21 protein-coding genes, 1 tRNA gene and 1 pseudogene are annotated in these 17805 nt (G+C 67.3%); 8 read left to right on the forward strand and 15 right to left on the reverse strand.

All coding sequences use genetic code 11. The features are described 5' to 3' along the window. Positions 1–7 precede the first annotated feature (7 nt). On the forward strand, positions 8–547 hold the full coding sequence (locus tag ACFY3V_RS23550; RefSeq protein ID WP_362906987.1) for a flavoprotein: 540 nt from the start codon (positions 8–10) through the stop codon (positions 545–547). On the opposite strand, the gene ACFY3V_RS23555 is transcribed toward ACFY3V_RS23550, so the two are convergent. From ACFY3V_RS23555 to ACFY3V_RS23575, 5 genes are all read right to left on the reverse strand, one after another. Beyond that, the gene (locus ACFY3V_RS23555) at positions 523–1422 is read right to left on the reverse strand and encodes an integrase (protein ID WP_389776204.1); all 900 of its coding nucleotides are present in this window, start codon (positions 1420–1422) and stop codon (positions 523–525) included. The two genes, ACFY3V_RS23550 and ACFY3V_RS23555, sit on opposite strands and share 25 nt — an antisense overlap. A 402-nt stretch (positions 1423–1824) precedes the next feature. Further along, positions 1825–2001: a hypothetical protein gene (locus ACFY3V_RS23560; protein WP_389776207.1), complete on the reverse strand. Its 177-nt coding sequence runs from the start codon at positions 1999–2001 to the stop codon at positions 1825–1827. A 237-nt stretch (positions 2002–2238) separates the two neighbouring features. Next, entirely contained in the window at positions 2239–2625 is a 387-nt protein-coding gene (locus tag ACFY3V_RS23565) for a hypothetical protein (protein ID WP_350942077.1), read from the reverse strand. 3 nt (positions 2626–2628) lie between these two features. After that, positions 2629–3051, reverse strand: coding sequence for a hypothetical protein (locus ACFY3V_RS23570; RefSeq protein ID WP_362906993.1), 423 nt, complete (start codon positions 3049–3051; stop codon positions 2629–2631). 57 nt (positions 3052–3108) lie between these two features. Next, entirely contained in the window at positions 3109–3912 is an 804-nt protein-coding gene (locus ACFY3V_RS23575; RefSeq protein ID WP_389776211.1) for a hypothetical protein, read from the reverse strand. A gap of 140 nt (positions 3913–4052) precedes the next feature. Between ACFY3V_RS23575 and ACFY3V_RS23580 the strand changes: the two genes are divergently transcribed. Then, a complete protein-coding gene (locus ACFY3V_RS23580) occupies positions 4053–4865 on the forward strand; it encodes a PrsW family glutamic-type intramembrane protease (protein ID WP_389776214.1) in 813 nt (270 codons plus the stop codon). Between the two features lie 35 nt (positions 4866–4900). Here ACFY3V_RS23580 and ACFY3V_RS23585 read toward each other — a convergent pair whose 3' ends face one another. Next, on the reverse strand, positions 4901–5764 hold the full coding sequence (locus tag ACFY3V_RS23585) for an NUDIX domain-containing protein (protein WP_389776217.1): 864 nt from the start codon (positions 5762–5764) through the stop codon (positions 4901–4903). Positions 5765–5922: 158 nt separating this feature from the next. On the opposite strand from ACFY3V_RS23585, the pseudogene ACFY3V_RS23590 reads away from it, so the two are divergent. Together ACFY3V_RS23590 and ACFY3V_RS23595 are read left to right on the forward strand one after the other, a co-directional pair. Continuing rightward, positions 5923–6543: pseudogene (locus ACFY3V_RS23590) on the forward strand (DUF4328 domain-containing protein); the annotation flags it as partial. Between the two features lie 81 nt (positions 6544–6624). Continuing rightward, complete coding sequence (locus ACFY3V_RS23595; RefSeq protein WP_389776251.1) at positions 6625–7035, forward strand: VOC family protein; 411 nt, start codon at positions 6625–6627, stop codon at positions 7033–7035. Between the two features lie 140 nt (positions 7036–7175). Here ACFY3V_RS23595 and ACFY3V_RS23600 read toward each other — a convergent pair whose 3' ends face one another. After that, on the reverse strand, positions 7176–7979 hold the full coding sequence (locus ACFY3V_RS23600) for a M15 family metallopeptidase (protein ID WP_389776220.1): 804 nt from the start codon (positions 7977–7979) through the stop codon (positions 7176–7178). Between the two features lie 456 nt (positions 7980–8435). Between ACFY3V_RS23600 and ACFY3V_RS23605 the strand changes: the two genes are divergently transcribed. Beyond that, on the forward strand, positions 8436–9617 hold the full coding sequence (locus tag ACFY3V_RS23605; RefSeq protein WP_362907002.1) for an ATP-binding protein: 1182 nt from the start codon (positions 8436–8438) through the stop codon (positions 9615–9617). A gap of 119 nt (positions 9618–9736) precedes the next feature. On the opposite strand, the gene ACFY3V_RS23610 is transcribed toward ACFY3V_RS23605, so the two are convergent. Both ACFY3V_RS23610 and ACFY3V_RS23615 read right to left on the reverse strand, forming a co-directional pair. Continuing rightward, positions 9737–10582, reverse strand: a complete 846-nt coding sequence (locus tag ACFY3V_RS23610) for a MauE/DoxX family redox-associated membrane protein (protein WP_362907004.1) — start codon at positions 10580–10582, stop codon at positions 9737–9739. 5 nt (positions 10583–10587) lie between these two features. After that, positions 10588–11538, reverse strand: a complete 951-nt coding sequence (locus ACFY3V_RS23615) for a hypothetical protein (RefSeq protein ID WP_350942089.1) — start codon at positions 11536–11538, stop codon at positions 10588–10590. A gap of 293 nt (positions 11539–11831) precedes the next feature. Between ACFY3V_RS23615 and ACFY3V_RS23620 the strand changes: the two genes are divergently transcribed. Beyond that, positions 11832–12347 carry a SigE family RNA polymerase sigma factor gene (locus tag ACFY3V_RS23620; RefSeq protein ID WP_386210175.1) on the forward strand — a complete coding sequence of 172 codons (516 nt, stop codon included), beginning with the start codon at positions 11832–11834 and terminating at the stop codon, positions 12345–12347. Here the strand turns inward: ACFY3V_RS23620 and ACFY3V_RS23625 are convergent. Next, positions 12307–12840: a MarR family transcriptional regulator gene (locus ACFY3V_RS23625; RefSeq protein ID WP_362907008.1), complete on the reverse strand. Its 534-nt coding sequence runs from the start codon at positions 12838–12840 to the stop codon at positions 12307–12309. The genes ACFY3V_RS23620 and ACFY3V_RS23625 overlap by 41 nt on opposite strands. A gap of 96 nt (positions 12841–12936) precedes the next feature. Between ACFY3V_RS23625 and ACFY3V_RS23630 the strand changes: the two genes are divergently transcribed. Together ACFY3V_RS23630 and ACFY3V_RS23635 are read left to right on the forward strand one after the other, a co-directional pair. After that, the gene (locus ACFY3V_RS23630) at positions 12937–13500 is read left to right on the forward strand and encodes a YceI family protein (RefSeq protein WP_344915082.1); all 564 of its coding nucleotides are present in this window, start codon (positions 12937–12939) and stop codon (positions 13498–13500) included. 262 nt (positions 13501–13762) lie between these two features. After that, positions 13763–13852 (forward strand) — tRNA-Ser (locus ACFY3V_RS23635). 218 nt (positions 13853–14070) lie between these two features. Here ACFY3V_RS23635 and ACFY3V_RS23640 read toward each other — a convergent pair. The 5 genes from ACFY3V_RS23640 to ACFY3V_RS23660 all read right to left on the reverse strand — a co-directional run. Continuing rightward, positions 14071–14760 carry a hypothetical protein gene (locus ACFY3V_RS23640; RefSeq protein ID WP_389776227.1) on the reverse strand — a complete coding sequence of 230 codons (690 nt, stop codon included), beginning with the start codon at positions 14758–14760 and terminating at the stop codon, positions 14071–14073. A gap of 484 nt (positions 14761–15244) precedes the next feature. Next, entirely contained in the window at positions 15245–15589 is a 345-nt protein-coding gene (gene cutA / locus ACFY3V_RS23645; RefSeq protein WP_389776230.1) for a divalent-cation tolerance protein CutA, read from the reverse strand. A 794-nt stretch (positions 15590–16383) separates the two neighbouring features. Continuing rightward, positions 16384–16695, reverse strand: coding sequence for a hypothetical protein (locus ACFY3V_RS23650; protein ID WP_389776232.1), 312 nt, complete (start codon positions 16693–16695; stop codon positions 16384–16386). Positions 16696–17145: 450 nt separating this feature from the next. Beyond that, the gene (locus tag ACFY3V_RS23655; protein WP_362896440.1) at positions 17146–17499 is read right to left on the reverse strand and encodes a helix-turn-helix transcriptional regulator; all 354 of its coding nucleotides are present in this window, start codon (positions 17497–17499) and stop codon (positions 17146–17148) included. Continuing rightward, positions 17499–17805 (reverse strand): type II toxin-antitoxin system RelE/ParE family toxin (locus ACFY3V_RS23660; RefSeq protein ID WP_389776235.1); only part of this gene is annotated, 307 nt, incomplete at its 5' end. The genes ACFY3V_RS23660 and ACFY3V_RS23655, both read right to left, overlap by 1 nt.

Genomic DNA, 17805 nt, shown 5'->3' on the forward strand with positions numbered 1-17805 from the left:
TGATCGCGTGACCGAGTCCGGCAGGCTTCTGTACGTCATCGTGTGCGCGGCGGGCGCCGCCCGGGACGTCGGCCGTCTCGTCGCCCTCGCCCTGGACGAGGGCTGGGTCGTCCAGGTCGTCGCGACCCCGTCCGCACTGGACTTCATCGACGTCCCCGCCCTGGAACGGCAGACCGGACGTCCCGTCCGCAGCCGGTATCGAAGGCCGGACGAGCCCAAGCCGCCCAGGGCCGACGCGATCATCGTCGCCCCCGCCACCTACAACACCGTCAACAAGTTCGCCCAGGGCATCGCCGACACCTACGCCCTCGGCCTCCTCGCCGAGGCACCCGGCCTCGGCATCCCCGTGGTCGTCCTTCCCTTCGTCAACGACGCTCTCGCCACACGCGCGCCGTTCCGCCGGAGCGTCGAGGGCCTCAGGGCCGAAGGCGTCCGCGTCCTGCCCAGCCCTTCCGGACCCGACCCGGCCGACACCGGAGACGAATGGGCCCTCGCTCTCCAGGAGATCTCGGGGAAACAGGCTTACCCTCGGTCGAACAGGCAGTAGGCGGCCGTCGCGTCGTCGTGGGTTTTCGTCCGGGGCCAGCGGGAGCCGTCGGAATCGGTGTCCTCCGCCTCGCGGACCCTGCGGATCAGCTCGCCGGGTCCTGAGCGTTCGAGGATGTCGAGGGCCTCGCGCCAGGTGGTCAGCCCGAACAGGTCGACGAGCCGGGAGGCTCCGTCGCTGAGCAGGGCGGCCGCCCGGACCCGGTCGGCGGGGAGCGTGCCGGTGAGCGACCGTTCGGCGGTGAGCGGGTCGACGGCGGCGATCCAGAAGCCGCCTTCGCGGTTGCGGTGGTCCCGCATGGTCTCCACGTACTCCCGGCGCGCGGTCACGTGCTCGGCGCTTCCGTGGGCGAGGCTGTCCATGGCCGACCGATGCGCCCTGCCGATCCGGTTCACCCGGTCGTCACAGACGACCGTCGGCTCCTGCTCGCCGACCACGTCCAGGAGGAGGACGGAGTCCGACAGGACGAGGAAGTCCAGGTTGCCCGCCATACGGCGGACCATGATCACTGTGGCGGACGGCGATCCGGGGTGGGTGAGGTCGCAGAGGAAGTGGTGGAGGGAGGCGACGGCTTTTATGCCGTTCGCGAGTATCTCCGTGAGCGTTCCCGTGTCCTGCGTCATGCCCGCGAGGAGGGTCGAGCCCAGGGAGCGTACGTACCAGCCGACGCCGTGAACGCATCCGGTCTCCGCCCCCGCGGGGGTGCCGGCGCCGTCGAGGAGGACGTAGGCGTCCGGGGTCGCCCCGAAGAAGTCCTCGTTGTCTTCGCTGTCCGCGCTGTCCAGGGTGTCCGTGATACCTGCGGCGTCCGTGGTTTTGTCGGCGTCCGCGTTCTGCCTGCCGGGTGCCGCTTCGGTGGCGAAGGTGATGCGCATCGGGTCGGAGCTCCTCGTGCTGGACGGGCGTGCGCGTTTCCCTCACGAGTTCCCCGGTTGGAACGGCGTACTCCCACTCACTCCGCGGGGGACGTCCGCGGCGTACTCTCGCGCGCACTTCGCGCGGGACGTCTTCCGCGGCTTACCGCCGTGGCACATCCTCAGGCCTCCAGGGCGTCCCGTACGGCGATTCGTGGATCCGGGGCAGGGCGTCACCGGTCCTTCGAGGTAGGCGCACCGGTGCGGGGACGAGCGAGGCAGATGAGCCGGGCACGGAAAAACCAGGGCACGGAGACGCCGGGGATGGGACACCGGAGCGCGGCGACCGGGATCCGGGGCGCGGGACGGACCATCGGAGAGGGTGGATCCTCGGTGGGGATGGACCCTCAGAGGGGGCGGAGGTCAGTACGAGGGTTCGGAAATGGACTCGGCCCGGTAGACGTCCAGCGGTCCCTCCTCGTCCTCGTCCTCGCCCACCTTCCTCAGCAGCAGGGTCCTGCTGCCGATTTTCAGGGAACGTTCGCCGTTGATCTCCGTGGACGCGAACACCGTGACCGCGTGACCGTGCATATCGCGCACCTGGTCATATTCCGGTCCGTCAGGAATCTCCAATTTGATGCGCCTCATCTGGAATGTCACTCTTCCAGTGTGAAAGCCGCGGCCGGGAAAATCGATCGTGCGTATGACGATATTTGGCATCATTTTTGACTGAAAAGGTATGAATGTAAGGCCCCTGCCGAGGTTCGGGTCCGTACGGTCGGCGGTGGCCGCCATGCCGGCGCGCCGCTCGGCCACGTCACCCGGCCGGGGAGCGGGTCAGGGCAGGGGATCGATCTCGATGTTCTGGTCGTACTGGACGAGCTCCGCCCCGCGATCGGTGAGGATGGGCCACTTGGTGGCGCGGGCACACCAGACGACGTGTCCGGCCGTGATGTCGCGCGATCCGTCGAGGATCTCCGCGATGTCCCCGACCTTCCCGTGGGTGAAGTCGTCGATCTTCACGCCGGGTGTCGTGACGAGCTCGAACAGCTCCACCTGGGTCGAGATCGGGGAGATGGACAGGACGGCCGCGAGACTGGTCGCCGGGACGCATATCCCGCCGCCACGGAAGAGACACATGGCCGCGACGCTGCGCGAGTATTCGGTCTTCGCCACCGCGATGTCGACCAGTGCGCTCACGTCGAGCACTCGACCGGGAAGCATGGCTCAGCGCCTCCGGAAGCGACGAATGCCGATCTGGCCCCACTCCGCCTCGGAGAGCTGGTCGACCCCGAGGGAGTCGGCCGCCGTGTCGAGGTCATCGCGATGCAGGTTCCAGCGGCGCATCAGGGTGATCACGTGGGGTTTGTTGCCGATCTCTCTCTGGAGAGCCGCGTGGATCACGTCGGCGAGGCGGTTTCCGGTCAGCCGCGCCTTACGGGAAAGCGCCTCATAATCCGCTTTATCCAGCTCTATGGTGATAGCTGTATCAGAAACCGGTGCGCTGATTTCCTTTTGCCCTTCTCTGAGCTGAAGGTGCGCCAGCCACAGCGGAACCGAATCCGATTCTTGTCTGGCGCCATCGTGATCATTTGATGATGGTTTTTCCGATCCTGTGCCGTCTCGCCATGCCGGCATGGAGTGGGCCATGCGTTCGACAGTAGCTGCGAATTGCGGATTATGGCAGCACTTCTGCATCAAAGGTCATCACTGCTGGAACCCCGGCGGTTGAATGTCGGGATTCGTAGGAGCGGAAGGATCGCCGGGGTTCGTGGGGCCGGAGGGAGCGGAAGGATCGCCGGGATTCGTAGGAGTGGAAGGATCGCCGGGGTTCGTGGGGGCGGAGGGATCGCCGGGATTCGTAGGAACGGAGGGATCACCGGGGTTCGTAGGAGTGGTGGGAGCAGTGGGATCGGTGGGGGCGGTCGCGCCGGGGCTGGGGGTGGTCGCGCCGCAGAGTCCCAGGGCCCGCCGCTGCGCGGCTATCTGGTCGACCGGAGCCTGGTAGGTGAGCCGCTCCTCGGGCGACGGTTCGTACCGCCACGCACTGCTCTCGAAGACGAAGCCGAACTCCGTCGTCTCGCCGAGCCTGGCCGCCTCGACCTTGGCGCTGTCTCCGGTGATCGTGACGGTGGAGATGGTGAGCGGGGAGTTCGTCACGGGCGGCGGGCAGATCTCGAACAGCCTCACATACTCCTCCCGCGCGATGAGCCCCTGCGCCTCGACGGTCCACAGGTCCCAGAAGTCGCCGTACAACCCGCTGCTGTAGGCGTCGAGTGCCGGCTGGACGGCCTGGCGGACCGAGACCTCCGAGTGCTCGCCGCCGCCTGTCGGGGATGTGCTCGGCGGTGACGAGGGCGGGTTGAGCACCGTGAGAACGGTGATGAGGGCCCCGATGGCCACCCCGACGGCCATGATGACTATCGCGGCCAGCCCGCGTCCTGTCTCGCCACGTGGCGGCTGGCCGTACTGCGGCGGGTAGCCCACGTGCGGTCTCCGGGGGGCTGGCAAGAGCGGATAAAAGTGATCATAACGCTCGCAGCTCTCGGCTGACCACGTCATCGGTCCGGTGATCGCGCTGGAGTCGACATTTAGGTAAACATCGACAAATCGCCCGAATCTAGGGCAAACCTACTGGGAAATTACCTACCATGCGAGACCATTTGCGCTTCTATCGGCATCGATGGTTCAAGGCGTGGATCGCCCTGATCGTTCTGTCCTTCTCGCTCATCACCATGATGCAGGTGGCCGGTAACCAGGCCGTCCTGCCCGCGGCCTTCTTCTACGGGGCGGCAGCCGGGCCCATCGCGCTCCTGCTCGCCGTCCACGACCGTATCCACATCGCCACCAGCGTGCCGGCCATGACGCTGGCGAGCATGTTCATGTTCGGCGGGGGCGTCGCGCTCCTGCTCGGCGGCTACTTCGACGCGCTTCTCATCTCCGAGAAGAACAGCACCTCGATCCTGCGGGTCGGCTGGATCGAGGAACCCGCGAAACTTGTCCCGCCCCTCGCGGTCGCGCTCACCGGCCGCCACCTCACCAAGGCCGCGGGGATCGCACTCGGCCTGGCGTGCGCGACCGGGTTCGCGATCATGGAGTCGATGGCCTACGCCTGGAAGAGCGTCGCCAACCACGACGGTGCCATGGGCGCGGGCACGGTCCTTCTCCTGCGCGGCCTCAGCACCCCCTTCAGCCACCTCGTCTGGACGGGCCTGGTCTGCGCGGTGGCCTTCGGCATCTGGGAGGTCCGGGGGCGCGCCGTCGTCGCCCTGCCCATCGTCGTCGCCTTCGTCACGGCGGCCATGCTCCACTCGCTCAGCGACGGCCTGCTCATCCTGGACATCCCCCGGCCGGCGAGGCTGTTCTTCATCGCCACCGCCGTGACGAGCTACTGGCTGTTCCACCGGGCCACCCGAGATCTGAAACCGGTGCCGCCCCTGGAACCGGAACCGTCCCGCGCCTGATCCGCGGGGTCGGAGTCCCGCGCTGATCCGCTGGATCAGAGCTGTGCCAGCAGCCACCGAGGCCCGGTGACCTCGGCGCCCAGTTCCGTGACCCGCTCGCGCAGTCCTCGGTCGGCGGTGACGACCAGGACGTGCTCCCACGGCCGCGCGTCCCGTACGGCCTGGACGACGGCGTCGTCCCCGCTCCCCGGCGCGGCGATCACCCGGACGCCGGGTACGGAGGTGACGCCGCGGGCGGCTCCCTCGACGATCGCGGTCAGCCTGGGAAACCAGCGTGCCAGCGTCGGCGTACGGCCGGGCACGGTCAACCGGCCGTCGCCGGCGCTCGCGCCGATCTCGGCGAGCAGTCTGGACGCCGCCCCCGCGCGATCCCTCCACCAGCCGTGTTCGGCGCGGGCGCCCACGATGTTGGCGATGTCGAGGACGACGAGGGAGGGGGTGAGCGCGAGGCCGACGACCGGCCAGGTCGCGGCGAAGCCGGGGTGGAGCTCCCTCGCGGTGATCTCCTCGGTGGGGACCCAGCGCAGGTCGTCGCTCTCGGCGCTGGCGGGGACCACGCGCAGCAGCTCGGAGGCCTCGGCGATCACGGTCTCGAAGGACCAGCCGCCGTGGTCGTCGAGGTAGACGCCCTGGACCCGTAGATCGGTACCGTCCAGCGCGGCCTCCTCGAAGGCCTCGCGCAGCGCGGTCTCGATCGTGTCCTCGTGGCTGTCGCGGGCGCCGCCCGGCAGTCCCCAGGTGCCGCCGTGGTGGCTCCACGCAGCGCGCTTCTGCATCAGGACGCGGGGCCCGTCCGCGGGGTCGTGGTGGACGGCGAGCAGACCGGCCGCGCCGTACACCCCCCAGTGCCGGTGCCCGAGATCGCACCGGGCCCAACCGTCCCCATCCCTCGCCGTCATGACTTCATGATGTCCCAGGGCATGCTTGAGGATTCTCCGCCCCCGGCCGATCAGGGAGACGCCGGGGATGGAGGGGACGGCCGGCAGGTAAAAATCGTTCATGCTGCCATGTCATGATCCGGCATACTTGCCGTTTTGATCCTCGTTGAAGGACTCGCATGTATCCGAGCGCGCGTTTCGCACCTGTTCGCGTCCTGCGGCCGGTCCGCGCGTTCGCGACCGTGGCCCTCACCCTGATCGCACTGAACTCGGTCTTCGCCGCGGGGACCTCGGTGCTTCGGCTCCTCTACCGGGAGGGCTGGTCGTGGCGGGCGGCCGACGAGTGGAACGCCGTGTTCGCGCTGCTCCTCTCCCCGATCCTCCTTCTTTTCCTGGCCCTCCAACTGGCGGCGGGCATCGCCTTCATGTGCTGGTCGTTCCGCGCCCGGGCCAACGCGTACGCGATCTCTCCCGGTGTTCTCCACAGGTACGCCACGCCGTTCCTGGTGTTCGGATGGATCGCCCCCCTCGTCAACCTGTTCGTCCCCAAGGGGCTCGTCGACGACATCCTGACCACCTCAAGGCCCGGCGGGCTGCGGCCGGGAACCGACCTCTACCGGTACCGGGGGCGCCGCTCGGGTCTGGTCTGGGCGTGGTGGCTGACATGGCTGGCGTGGGCGGTGATGGAGGCGGCGTCCGTACCTCTGGGGTACGCGGGCATGACCGTTGCGGAGACCGCCGTCCTCGTCGCCTGCGTCCTGCTGCCGATCGCCGCGGGCCTGCTCGCCGCCCGGGTCATCCTGAGGATCACCAATCTTCAGGAGAGCGCCCGTGCCGGCCTGCCCGCGGGAAGAGGCCCCCTGAAGAGGCAGGAGCCACCGGTGGGGTCCTACCTCGGTCTCACCACCGTCGTCGTACGCGACTACGACGAGGCCATCGGCTTCTACCTGAACGTCCTTGGCTTCGAACTCCTGGAGGACACGCCGCTGGGCGACGGCAGGCGCTGGGTGACCGTCCGCCCGCGCGGCGCCGGGGAGACGGCGCTGCTGCTCGCACGCGCCAACGGTCCTGAGCAGGAGGCCAGGGTCGGCGACCAGACCGGCGGCAGGGTCGGCCTGTTCCTGCACACCGACGACTTCACCCGCGACTACGAGCGCCTGCTGGCGGCGGGCGTCGTCTTCGAGGAGGCCCCGCGCAGCGAGCCGTACGGCCAGGTCGTCGTCTTCCAGGACCTGTACGGCAACCGCTGGGACCTGCTCCAGCCCGCCGACGTCTCCCCGGCGTACGGCTAGCCCTGTTTTCCGCAAGTGTCGCATCGTCACAGCTCAGCAGCTATATCTGATCCAGTGCCATGGGTAATCGCCCCAGGTTGGCCGGGGTCACGTGCGGAATGCAGGGCTAGCCCGACCCGGCTCTCGTCGATGCGCCGGGCTCAGCTCCCGCCCTTCGCGAAGTGCTGGTAGTCCCTGGCGCCTGACCAGGAGCCGCCCCACTCCCAGCCCTTCTGCTCGAAGGCCCTGACCACGCGGTCACCTGGGTTGATCACCCCGGGAGCCTTCAGCGGGCGCTCGGCGAACTCGCGGGCGTTCTTGTGCGACACCGAGCCGTTGGCGTACACGTACGGGTTCTCGCGCGGGTTGATGTCGATCGCCCGGCCGTAGGCGTGCTTGGACCAGTTGCTCGTCCCCTCCACGGGGCGGCAGTTGAAGGCCGAGGTGTTGTCGGCCTCGATGGAGGCGAAGTCGCTGGCCTTGTAGACGTCGACGAGCTCCATCCTGCGGATCGGCCAGCGCCAGTCGTACAGGCGACGGAAGACGGAGACGATGTCGTCGGTGACGTCCTTGTTCACGACCAGCTCGCCGGTGTGTGGTTTGTCGTCGAAGCCCCAGTAGGTCATCGTGATCAGCCGCAGGTCGCCGACCGGGACCGGGCATCCGGGCCGCCACGAGTGTTCGAGCCGTTCACGGGCGACCCGGGAGACCTTCGCGGCGAACTCCGGCGGGCCTGTCGGGGTCGGCGACACCGTGGTGGACGGGCCGGCCGTCGGCGTCGCGGCGGACGGCTCCGGGGGGGTCACCCCGGTGGAGGGCGAGGACGCCGAGATCGGCGCGGAGGTGGCCGGGGGCGCGGCCGGGGCGGGCTGGGAGGTGGCCGGGCCACACGCGGCCGCCGCCAGGCAGCCGGCGGTCGCCGCGAGCACGGCCCGCGTACGGATCATGAATCGGGAACCTGACACGTGCCGCCTCCTCAGAAAAACGGACAAAAGCGACAAAAGGCTATTGTAGGCGACCGGCCCGCCCGGGGCGGGAGGTGGCTGCGGCGGTGATCCACCCGTGGTCGATCGTAGGCTCCGGCGGTCAGGCCCCGATCCCGGCGACGTTCTCCGAGGGGGTGCCGCTTACGACCGGGTTCGTGGCCGCTTGGCGTGGGGGCCCACATTCCTTGGGGAGGCTTTTCATCGAAACGTATCGCGCCTGTGTTCGAACCCGCGCTACAGTCATGGGCACGGGATCGAACACGGGTTCGGTCTGACGTTCTCCCAGGTGAGGGGTGTGCCATGGCGACGCTCGCGGTGCCGTCGACGACGCGCCCCCCGCTCCCTCGCCCGTCGGCGGAGGGCGGCGCGACACGCCGTAGCGCTTTCTACGGAATTCTAAGCAGGCCGCTATATCCCGTCATAAAGTCCGAGAGCGTGGACCCCGTGCGCAATCCCTACGCTCCCGGTGCCGGACAACGCCCCCCGGAGCTCGCCGGCCGCGACCGCGAGCTGCAGCAGTTCGAGATCGTCCTGGAACGGGTGGCCAGAGGGCGCCCCGAGCGCAGCATGGTGGTCACCGGGCTGCGCGGCGTGGGCAAGACCGTTCTGCTCAACACCTTCAAGTCGATGGCCATGCAGCGGTTGTGGGGCACCGGCAAGATCGAGGCGAGACCCGACCAGTCGATCCGGCGTCCGGTGGCCGCCGCCCTGCACATGGCGATCAGAGAGCTCGCCCCGAGACATCGGGCGCCCGAGCGCATCGAGGAGTTCCTCGGCGTGCTCAAAGCGTTCGCGATGCGCGACCCGTCCGCGGCCAAGGGCACCTCACACTGGTCGCCCGCGATCGACGTGCCCGCGGGCCGGGGGCGGGCCGACTCCGGAGACCTGGAGATCGACCTCACCGAGCTGTTCGTCGACGCCGCCGCGGTCGCCACCGACCTGGGGGTCGGCATCGCCCTGTTCATCGACGAGATGCAGGACGTGCAGGCCCCCGACGTCTCGGCGCTCTGCGCGGCCTGCCACGAGCTCTCCCAGAGCGGCGGCCCGCTGATCGTGGTCGGCGCCGGGCTGCCGCACCTGCCCAGCGTGCTCTCGGCGAGCAAGAGTTACTCCGAGCGCCTCTTCCGCTACGCGAGGATCGATCGCCTCGACCGGGAGGCGGCCGACCTCGCGCTCATCGCCCCGGCCGAGAGCGAGGGCGTGGAGTTCACCCAGGACGCCCTCGACGCCCTCTATGTGGCCGCCGACGGTTACCCCTACTTCGTCCAGGCGTACGGCAAGGTCGCCTGGGACCTGGCGCTGCGCAGCCCGATCACCGCCGATGACATCAGGGTCTCCGCGCCGGAGGCCGAGGAGGAGCTCGCGGTCGGGTTCTTCGGCAGCCGCTACGAGCGGGCCACCCCCGCCGAGCGCGACTACATGCACGCCATGGCCGCCATCGGCGACGAGCCCGTCGCCACCGCCGAGGTGGCCGAAGGGCTCGGCCGCAAGCCGTCGAGCCTCTCCCCGGCCCGCGACAGCCTCATCAAGAAGGGCCTCATCTACAGCGCGGAACGCGGGCTGATCGCGTTCACCGTTCCGCACTTCGGAAAATTCCTGCGGTCACAACCGATCTGATCGAACATTTGTTCGATATAGTGTACGGGAACCCCTAGCCCTCTATATGGCTCTCTAGTGGGGAAGCTAGAGAGCCATATAGAGTTCAATCGTGCTGCCCTAGGAAAATCTAGGGCTCTCTAGCGTCCAGCCGAGATCGGCAGAGATTCCGGCAGAGACTCCGTCGCCACCGGCCGCCCGTCCAGACCGACCATGGCGACCCGCACCGCCGGGTGCCGTCCGCTCAGATAGATCGCGAAGACCACGTCGACGGGGTCGCCCGTGTGGCTGTTGCCGGGATAGACGAAGAACCGCCAGCACAGCTCCCGCCAGCTGTCGACCGGATCCTTGCTCGACAGCAGTCCCAGGTGCGAACGCCAGACGGCGCTCGACCGCAGCCGTCCGAGCGCGGTGGCCGGGTCGAGGCGGCGCTGCTCGCAGGGCGCCCGGTGGCGGAGCCTCGCGACCGTCTCCTCGATCTCCGGTGAGAGCGCGGCGAGCAGCAGCAGCCCCGCGAGCGCGGCCGACGCGTGGGTCCACGTCAGATCCGCCGTCGACTCCCAGCCGGAGATCCCCGGGGTGAGGAGCAGTCCGAGGGACATCGCCGTCAGCACCATGGTGCGGCCGAGTGACCGCCGTCCCACCGGGAGCGCGCTGACCTCGCCGAAGCAGCCGCAGCCCGCGTCCGGACGGCGACGCCGCAGCTCCCACAGGACGTAGGTGGAGACCGCGAAGAACCCGGCGGTCGCCCACCGGAAGAACGGATGGCCGGTCAGCAGCAGCCCGCTCGCCAGGAACAACTCCACGAACGCGCAGCACAGCATCGCCGGCGCGCGCCAGCGCTCGGGCACCAGCACGGCCGGCCCCAGCTTGCTCAGCATGCCCGGCTCGGTCTCGCGTACGACCGTTCCGACCTTCGCGACCGTGCCCGCGACCAGCAGCACGAACACGACCGGCAGCTGTGCGGCGGCGATCGTCGTCAACATCCGTGTCACCCCATTCCAAGCCGGGCGTTGAAGCACCCGGTGGTCAGGTCTCCGCCGAGTTCCACGAAGGAACTCGGTGACAGTTCCAGAATCCGGCCGCGCGGGGAGGTGCCACACTCCAGGCACCGGTCACAGAATCGGCCGGCGAGGCAGCCGCAGGCCACGATCGGCAGGAGCGAGGTGCGCCCGGCGCACACGTTGCGCACGTTGAGCATCGACCCCAGCGCCAGGTACGGCAACCCCGCGCAGGACACACCGGTGTCGTCGCACGCCGTGTCGGCCCGCTCCAGCATGGGGTAGGCCACCCCCTGCTCTCCGTCGTCGAAGGTGTCCGACCAGGTCGCCGTGCCCGAGATCCGCGACTGCACGCCGACGTAGCCGGAGGGCGGTGGCGGTACGGCCGTCCACCGGTAGGGCGGCTGCGAGGTCGCGGGCAACCGCGCCCGCGCCGCACCGTCCTCGCGGACCCCGATGGCGTCGAACAGATAGCCGGGCTCGAACCGCGGATGCCTCACCCGCAGCCGGCCTGAGGAGCGGTAGGGGATGACGATCGTGCGCCGCCCGCGGTGCGGCCCGCAGTACAGCTCCACGGTGTGGTCCTTGCCCTCGGTACCGATCGACTGGATCACCCCGGTGATCCTGGTGATGTCCGCCCAGATCCGGTCCACGACCCGGCCGGACCGCAGCGCCTTGATAATCACGTTGGCCCCCCGGGGGAGGTCGGCGGGGCTGACGGCCTCACCGCGCCAGGCGGTCGCCCACGGGGCGATGACGAGCCGCTCCTCCTCGCCCTCCGGGGTGTCGATGACGATCAGATGCGGGCTGACGTCGAGGACGGTGCCGCTGACCGCGTGGAAGGACTCGCCTTCGAAGGGGAGAGGGCCCGGTTCCTGGACGGTCCGGCCAAGCGCGGCGGCAGCCAGCGTACGGCGGCGATCGGCGCTGCGATAGGGCATCGTCGCTCCCCAATTCTGCGAGGTGTCGCAGCCAGCGTCACACGCTTCGCGGAATCCCGCTGTCCGCTCCACGAATAATCACGGCAGGTGTCCAACCAGGTACTAAAGTTCCCCTCCCTGGTGGAACGCATTGGTGCCCACCCCACAACAAACCGCTATCTAATGGTTCTTGCGTGCTCCATCGCCCATCGAAGCCGATCTTTACCTTTGATGGATGAAATATAGATTTCGGTTCAGCCGCAGTATGGGTTCGGGCTGCGATTCTGGCACCTAAGCACCTGGAGCACAGGCTGGTGATCGCGGTGACCGGCGGGACCGACGAGGAGTTCCGCGAGTATGTCCTTGCTCGCGGCCCCGCGCTGCTGCGTGCCGCCTACCGGCTCACCGGGCATCCGAGCGACGCCGAGGACCTGCTGCAGGCGGCGCTGGTCAAGACCTATCTCGCCTGGGACCGCATCCAGGACCGCGGCGCCCTGGACGGATACGTACGCCGGGCGATGGTCAACATCAACATCTCCTGGTGGCGGCGGCGCAAGCTGGAGGAGTATCCGTCGGGCGAGCTGCCCGAGCCGGTCGCCGCGGGCGGCCAACACCTTCCGGAACGTGTCGAGCAGGCCCTCGACCGGCTGCCCACCCGGATGCGGACCGCCGTCGTCCTGCGCTACTACGAGGACATGACCGAGCCGGAGATCGCCAAGGCCCTGGGGATCAGCGTCGGGACGGTCAAGAGCACGGTCTCCCGGGGAATGGCCAAACTCCGCGGGGACCTCACGCCCTCCGAGCCGCGGCACCTGGATCGGACGGGATGAGCGCGCCCTGCTCCTGCCGGAAGTCCTCGGCCCCCGCGGTGGCGCACGGTCGTACGGCGTCGCGGATGGTCCTGAGGGTGGCGAGGAAGGAGTCGAGCTCCGCGGGAGGGAGAAGCCCGGTGAACCAGGTCTCGATGTCGATCAGGTGTTGCGGGAGGACCTCGCCGAGCCGGTCGACGCCGGTCTCGGTGATGGCCGCGTAGGAGGCCCGCCGGTCGGTGGGACACGCCTGTCTCATGACCAGGCCCTCGCGCTCCAGCCGGTCGACGACCCGGGTCGTCCCGCTCGTGGACAGGCTCGTCTGCGCCGCCAGATCGCTCATGCGCAGCCGCCGCTGTGGCGAGCGCGCCAGCCTGACCAACGTCTCGAAGTCGACCTCCGAAAGCCCCGCGGCCGCGAAGGACTCGTGCGACTTCGCCGCGATGCCGCTGTAGACCTCGGCGAGGAGGCCCATCGCCGTCAGCCGGGGGTCGTCAAAGTGGTTCACGGTCATACCCTACCCGACAGTAGTTGACGAGAGGAATATTTCTCGTGTAGAAATCTGTTGACGCAATCATCCAATCGGCAAGCATCTCTTCGGGAGCAGAAAATGACCACTCGGACCTGGGAGAACCTTCAGATCCCCGCCCCGGGCACCTACGCTCTGGACGTCGCCCACACCCAGATCGGCTTCGTCGTCAAGCACATGATGGTGAGCAAGGTTCGCGGTCACTTCAACGAGTTCGCCGGCACCGTCACCATCGCCGAGAACCCCCTCGACTCCTCCGCGCAGCTTTCGATCAAGACCGCGAGCATCACCACCGGTGCTCCCGACCGTGACGGCCACCTGCGCAGCGACGACTTCCTTTCCGCGGAGAAGTTCCCCGAGCTGACCTTCCGCAGCACCCGCGTTCTGGGTCACTCCGGTGACGAGTTCACCCTCGTCGGTGACCTCACCATCCGCGACGTCACCAAGCCGGTCGAGCTCACCGTCGAGTACGGCGGCGCCGGCACCAACCCGTGGGGCCAGGACGTCTGGGGCTTCTCGATCAAGGCCGAGATCGACCGCGAGGAGTTCGGCCTGACCTGGAACCAGGCGCTGGAGACCGGCGGCGTCCTGGTCGGCAAGAAGATCAAGATCGAGATCGAGGGCGAGGCCAACCCGGCCGCCTGATCTCCGTGACCACCCGAGGTCCCACCGGACGGTCGGGGCCTCGGAAGTGTTCACGTGGTGAGATGTAGCGTCTCGCAAACTGGGAATCCACAGGATTTCCGCCACACCCAGCTGCGGATTCCCTGGTTTGTCCACAGGGGCGAGGAGAGTTATCCACTGCTTGTGGATAACTCTCCCCCAACTCTTGCCCGAGACGTGATCGTTAACCACTTTGCCGCCTTGCCTGATGGCCGGTACTCTGTGCTGAGCCGAACGGCAACCAGGAGGCTTCGCCTAGTCAGGTCTATGGCGCCGCACTGCTAATGCGGTTTGGGTTTACCGCCCATCCGGGGTTCAAATCCCCGAGCCTCCGCAGATCAGAGGCCCTCTCCCGAGACACGGGGAGAGGGCCTTTTTGATCTCCAAAGGTGTTGTGGTCGCAGTCCTGGTCGCAACGTTCAGGACCTTCCCCGGAGCACGGAGGCCGGCCCCGTTCCCCGGCATCGCGCATCAACGGTGTGGACACGTGCGCGTACCTCTCGGTCGTGGTCACCCTCGTGTGGCCCAGGACCTCCTGAACGACGCGGATGTTCACGCCCTGCTCGATGAGAAGTGTCGCGGCCGTGTGGCGAACACGAGATCGTGATCCTCCCAACGGTCCCCCGCCTTGAGACGCTCCGCAGCCTGGATCTTGCGGTGTGCCCTGAGGAGCGCGAGCAGTTCGGGAGGGCATTGAAGAGTGAGCTTGCTCTTACCCTTTCGCTGGCGAAAGGCGATGCCTCCGCCCGTGCGCTTCGGGCACTTGTCGGCGTGACTCGTACAGTCCTTGAGACAGGTCCTCTTAAAACAGGCCTGCCCCTGCTTCTTGCAATCCGCCTTACAGCTGGGGTTGTGCCCGTGATCACTGTACTTCTTCTTGCAGGGCCAGCGGTGCCACCTCTCCCCGCATTTATGGGGATCGGCGCATCCGTGTTGCCACTCGGTGCGCTGAATCTGGAACCACGCCCTGATCACTCCGGTCTCCAGATCGACGTACTGCCAGCGGAGCCCGAGCGCTTCACCCTGGCGGATGCCGAGAGCCAGGGCGACCGACCAGCGCGCCCCGTTCTGTCGAGTGCCGGCCACATCGAGGATGTTGCGGGCTTCCTCGCGACTCAGCGGTTCGATCTCGATGGACGCGGCCGAGGGAGCGTCGACCAGAGTTGCGACGTTCCGTGTGAGCTTGTTGCGGCGTACCGCGATGGTCAGCGCCCGCGACAGGATGCGGTGAACTTTGAGCACGGTGCTGGTCGAAAGGTTCCTCGTTGAGGTGCTCGGGAGCGAGCCGGTTGAGCCGATGTCGCCCGAGCAGCGGAATGATCCAGTGACGCGTCTTGGACCGGTAGTCCGTCAGAGTGCGCGGCACCATCTTGTCGGAGATCACGAGCCGCTCACAGATCACGTCGAGATACTCGGTCATCCGCTCGGCGACGGTGGGCGTGCGGCCAGGCTTGGTGACCTGTCCCGACTCCCGGTTGTTCTCCAGTTCCCTGACCTTGCGGGTCACCTCGGCCTCAGTCTTGGCCATCCGGTGACGACGGTCGAGGGAGCCGTCACCAACTCCAGATCGGCGACATTGCCGAAGGAATCACCTACGCCCGCCGCGCCCTGGAATCCGCTCAGCGCAGCGAATCCACCTGGGGCATCGAACACCTCACCACCGTAGAGAAGGCCTTGGCACCCCACACCGACCAGGCCGTCCGCGAGCTGCTCGGCGACATCGCCGCTACCCGCCGGAACCAGGGACCGTCTCCCGCCTGATCCACTCCAAGTAGTCAGCCGTACCGGCCACGAGTGCACTGGCAATGATCTGCGGCACCTCATAAGAGTGCAGCTCCCGCACACACCGAGCTAGGTCATCGAATCGCTCGGTGGTCGTCGTCATCAGCAACAGCCACTCGCCGGAGTGCTGGATCTGCCCGGCCCACCAGTAGGTCGACTCGATCGGCGCGACGACCTGAGCCCCCGCGGCCAGCCGACGCTCCACCACTGCCGAACAAATCCGATCGGCCTCATCACGACTGCTGGCAGTGACGCGGACCTCGATGCAATCCGAAGTTTTTTCGATCATGCCAACACACTGCCGAATTGTTCTCATAGGTATCAAGCGGCGGCGCGCCGCGCCGCCGTATCCGGCCCTCTGCCGCACGCCGTCCGGGCGTGCGGCGTGGGCGCCGGTCCCGGCCGGCAGCACCCCGGGCCGTAGCCGCACCGCGTGCTCGCCGTAACCGATGCACTCGCCGACCCTGGCGACGCGCCGCCGCCTCATGGCTTCACCTCCATGCGGATGCTCCGGATTGACGTCGGCTGCGCGCTCACGTCTTGGGCAGCCACCAGAGATCGTCGAAGTCACCGAGCCTCTTGCGTAGCACAAGAGCGTCCTTTTTGGGCAGGACATGAACCACGGCGTCCAGGATCGTACGAAGCTCGACAGGATCGGGACAGCACAGCATCTCTCCGCAGGATTGCGCCGAATCGAGAAGCCGATGCCAGGGGTTCCGTAAGAGCAACGACCAGGCGCGTAACGCCTCTTCCACCGCCCCGGGCCAATAGCGCTCGTACTGCAAACGAGCGACTGCAATACGGCCTTGGTACGACAGGCCTGGAATCGCGGGAACTTCCGTGGCGGTTGGCCATGAGCGCCATGGGCCATCAGCGCGGATCTGAGCCGGACGTCTACGCGCCATGGCCCTTTCGTGTGATCGACATGGCGTCATCCTGCCACAGCGAATACGTGCCCGCTGCGTGCCCGTCAGGGGGGTCACCAAAGGTGAATCACGGGGACTCACGGGCAAGGCAAGACCGTCTCTGACCTGGAGCGCAGCAGGTCAGAGGCTCACGTACCGAGATCTTCCAAACTGGTTGTCAGTGACCGTGATCGATCATCTCTTCAAGTACGTTCGACCAGCTCCCCACCACTTCGCATGCCGGCCAGGATGGATCCGTCTCCCTGCGCCATGTGAGGTGCACGATCACCCAACCTTGCTGATCAAGGAGCTTGAACAACACCTCGTCACACGTTCCGCAGCAAGCTACGGCCTCGGCTCGCCGCCCGAACATGGGGTGTTGATCACTGCCGCACTCGTTCACCAGCTCGTTTTCCAGCACCCGGCATCGCCCTTGATCGCTCTTGAGGTAGTACCAAGCACCCGGAAGATCATCGGTTTCGCGAAACACCGGGCCATCATGGCAGGCATAGCGATGGGACTTGTATCGCAACAGAGGCACACCGGGCAGCTCGCGTCCACGTCCGTCCAGCACCTTCCAAGGCCGGATAAGGAGGAGGTGGTTACCTTGATCACGTGCCGGATGCGTGCCAGAACAGGCGGGGAACCATGGTCACTCAGGGGGACTCACGGGGACTTGACCCGCTTTGACCTGCGCCCCCCGTTTTTCCAGCTCAGAGCACCAAAGTCAGTAGATGATTCCCAAGCTGACAGCGCGGGTTCGATTCCCGTCACCCGCTCCACGCTCAAAGGCTCGGCTCAAGAATGTGATCTAGAGCTGGGCCTTTCCTCGTTCCCCTGGCGCCGGCGACTCCCGAGCAAGCCTCAAACGGATGAAGACCGCCACCGCGGAAGGAACAGCGGAAGCCTACGGTCTGAGCCTCGAAGTTGCGCCTGCGACTTATGCGCTCGTGAGCCGTCGGTGATGCACCGTTAGGGGCTCGATTTCAGTGGTGTCGTCGTCGACGACGAGCTCGACGCGGAACCGAACCCCCATTGCCGCACCAAGGCGCAGCAGTGTCGCTATATCCGGAATGCCACCGCCGCCCTCGATGCGAGACAGGGCGGGCTGGGACATCCCGGAGCGCTCCGCTACGACCTTCTGCGACAAGCCTCGGCGCTTACGGATTTCACGCAACTGGTCTCCAAGCTCCAGGTCACGGCCCGCCTGCTCGTACTCGGAGTGGGGCTGCGCATCCGCCTCCATCTCGCGCAGACGCTTCGCCTTGTAGGTCTCCCAACGACTGTGCCCCATCATGCGCTCCTCTCGAACACGTGCGTGGTGGTCAGGTCATGCTCTGCCTCACATCGCTTCTTAGCAGCGATCGCTCGGTCAATGTCCGCGGCCTGCGTCCCATCCTGTGTCTTGCGGAAAACCGTCAGGATCACGATCACCTTGTTGGATGGCTTCCAAAAGGTCAACCGCCAGGTCGTGCGGTCGAGAGCGACACGCAGCTCGTGCACTCCTTCGGCATCCTTCAGCTTCTTCACGTGATCCCCATCAGGGATGCCGCCGGTGACGAGGTAGTCGTCTACGTTCCGCATGACCCGCTGATAGAGC

Source organism: Streptosporangium sp. NPDC000095 (assembly GCF_042899335.1).
Classification (GTDB): Bacteria; Actinomycetota; Actinomycetes; order Streptosporangiales; family Streptosporangiaceae; genus Streptosporangium.

What these genes read in the sequence shown, in the direction of transcription:
- ACFY3V_RS23555 (WP_389776204.1), bottom strand. Translation starts at nt 1,422, where the DNA reads ATGCGCATCACCTTCGCCACCGAAGCGGCACCCGGCAGGCAGAACGCG.
- ACFY3V_RS23565 (WP_350942077.1), bottom strand. Translation starts at nt 2,625, where the DNA reads ATGCTTCCCGGTCGAGTGCTCGACGTGAGCGCACTGGTCGACATCGCG.
- ACFY3V_RS23570 (WP_362906993.1), bottom strand. Translation starts at nt 3,051, where the DNA reads ATGGCCCACTCCATGCCGGCATGGCGAGACGGCACAGGATCGGAAAAA.
- ACFY3V_RS23580 (WP_389776214.1), top strand. Translation starts at nt 4,053, where the DNA reads ATGCGAGACCATTTGCGCTTCTATCGGCATCGATGGTTCAAGGCGTGG.
- ACFY3V_RS23585 (WP_389776217.1), bottom strand. Translation starts at nt 5,764, where the DNA reads ATGACGGCGAGGGATGGGGACGGTTGGGCCCGGTGCGATCTCGGGCAC.
- ACFY3V_RS23610 (WP_362907004.1), bottom strand. Translation starts at nt 10,582, where the DNA reads ATGTTGACGACGATCGCCGCCGCACAGCTGCCGGTCGTGTTCGTGCTG.
- ACFY3V_RS23615 (WP_350942089.1), bottom strand. Translation starts at nt 11,538, where the DNA reads ATGCCCTATCGCAGCGCCGATCGCCGCCGTACGCTGGCTGCCGCCGCG.
- ACFY3V_RS23625 (WP_362907008.1), bottom strand. Translation starts at nt 12,840, where the DNA reads ATGACCGTGAACCACTTTGACGACCCCCGGCTGACGGCGATGGGCCTC.
- ACFY3V_RS23630 (WP_344915082.1), top strand. Translation starts at nt 12,937, where the DNA reads ATGACCACTCGGACCTGGGAGAACCTTCAGATCCCCGCCCCGGGCACC.
- cutA (WP_389776230.1), bottom strand. Translation starts at nt 15,589, where the DNA reads ATGATCGAAAAAACTTCGGATTGCATCGAGGTCCGCGTCACTGCCAGC.
- ACFY3V_RS23655 (WP_362896440.1), bottom strand. Translation starts at nt 17,499, where the DNA reads ATGGGGCACAGTCGTTGGGAGACCTACAAGGCGAAGCGTCTGCGCGAG.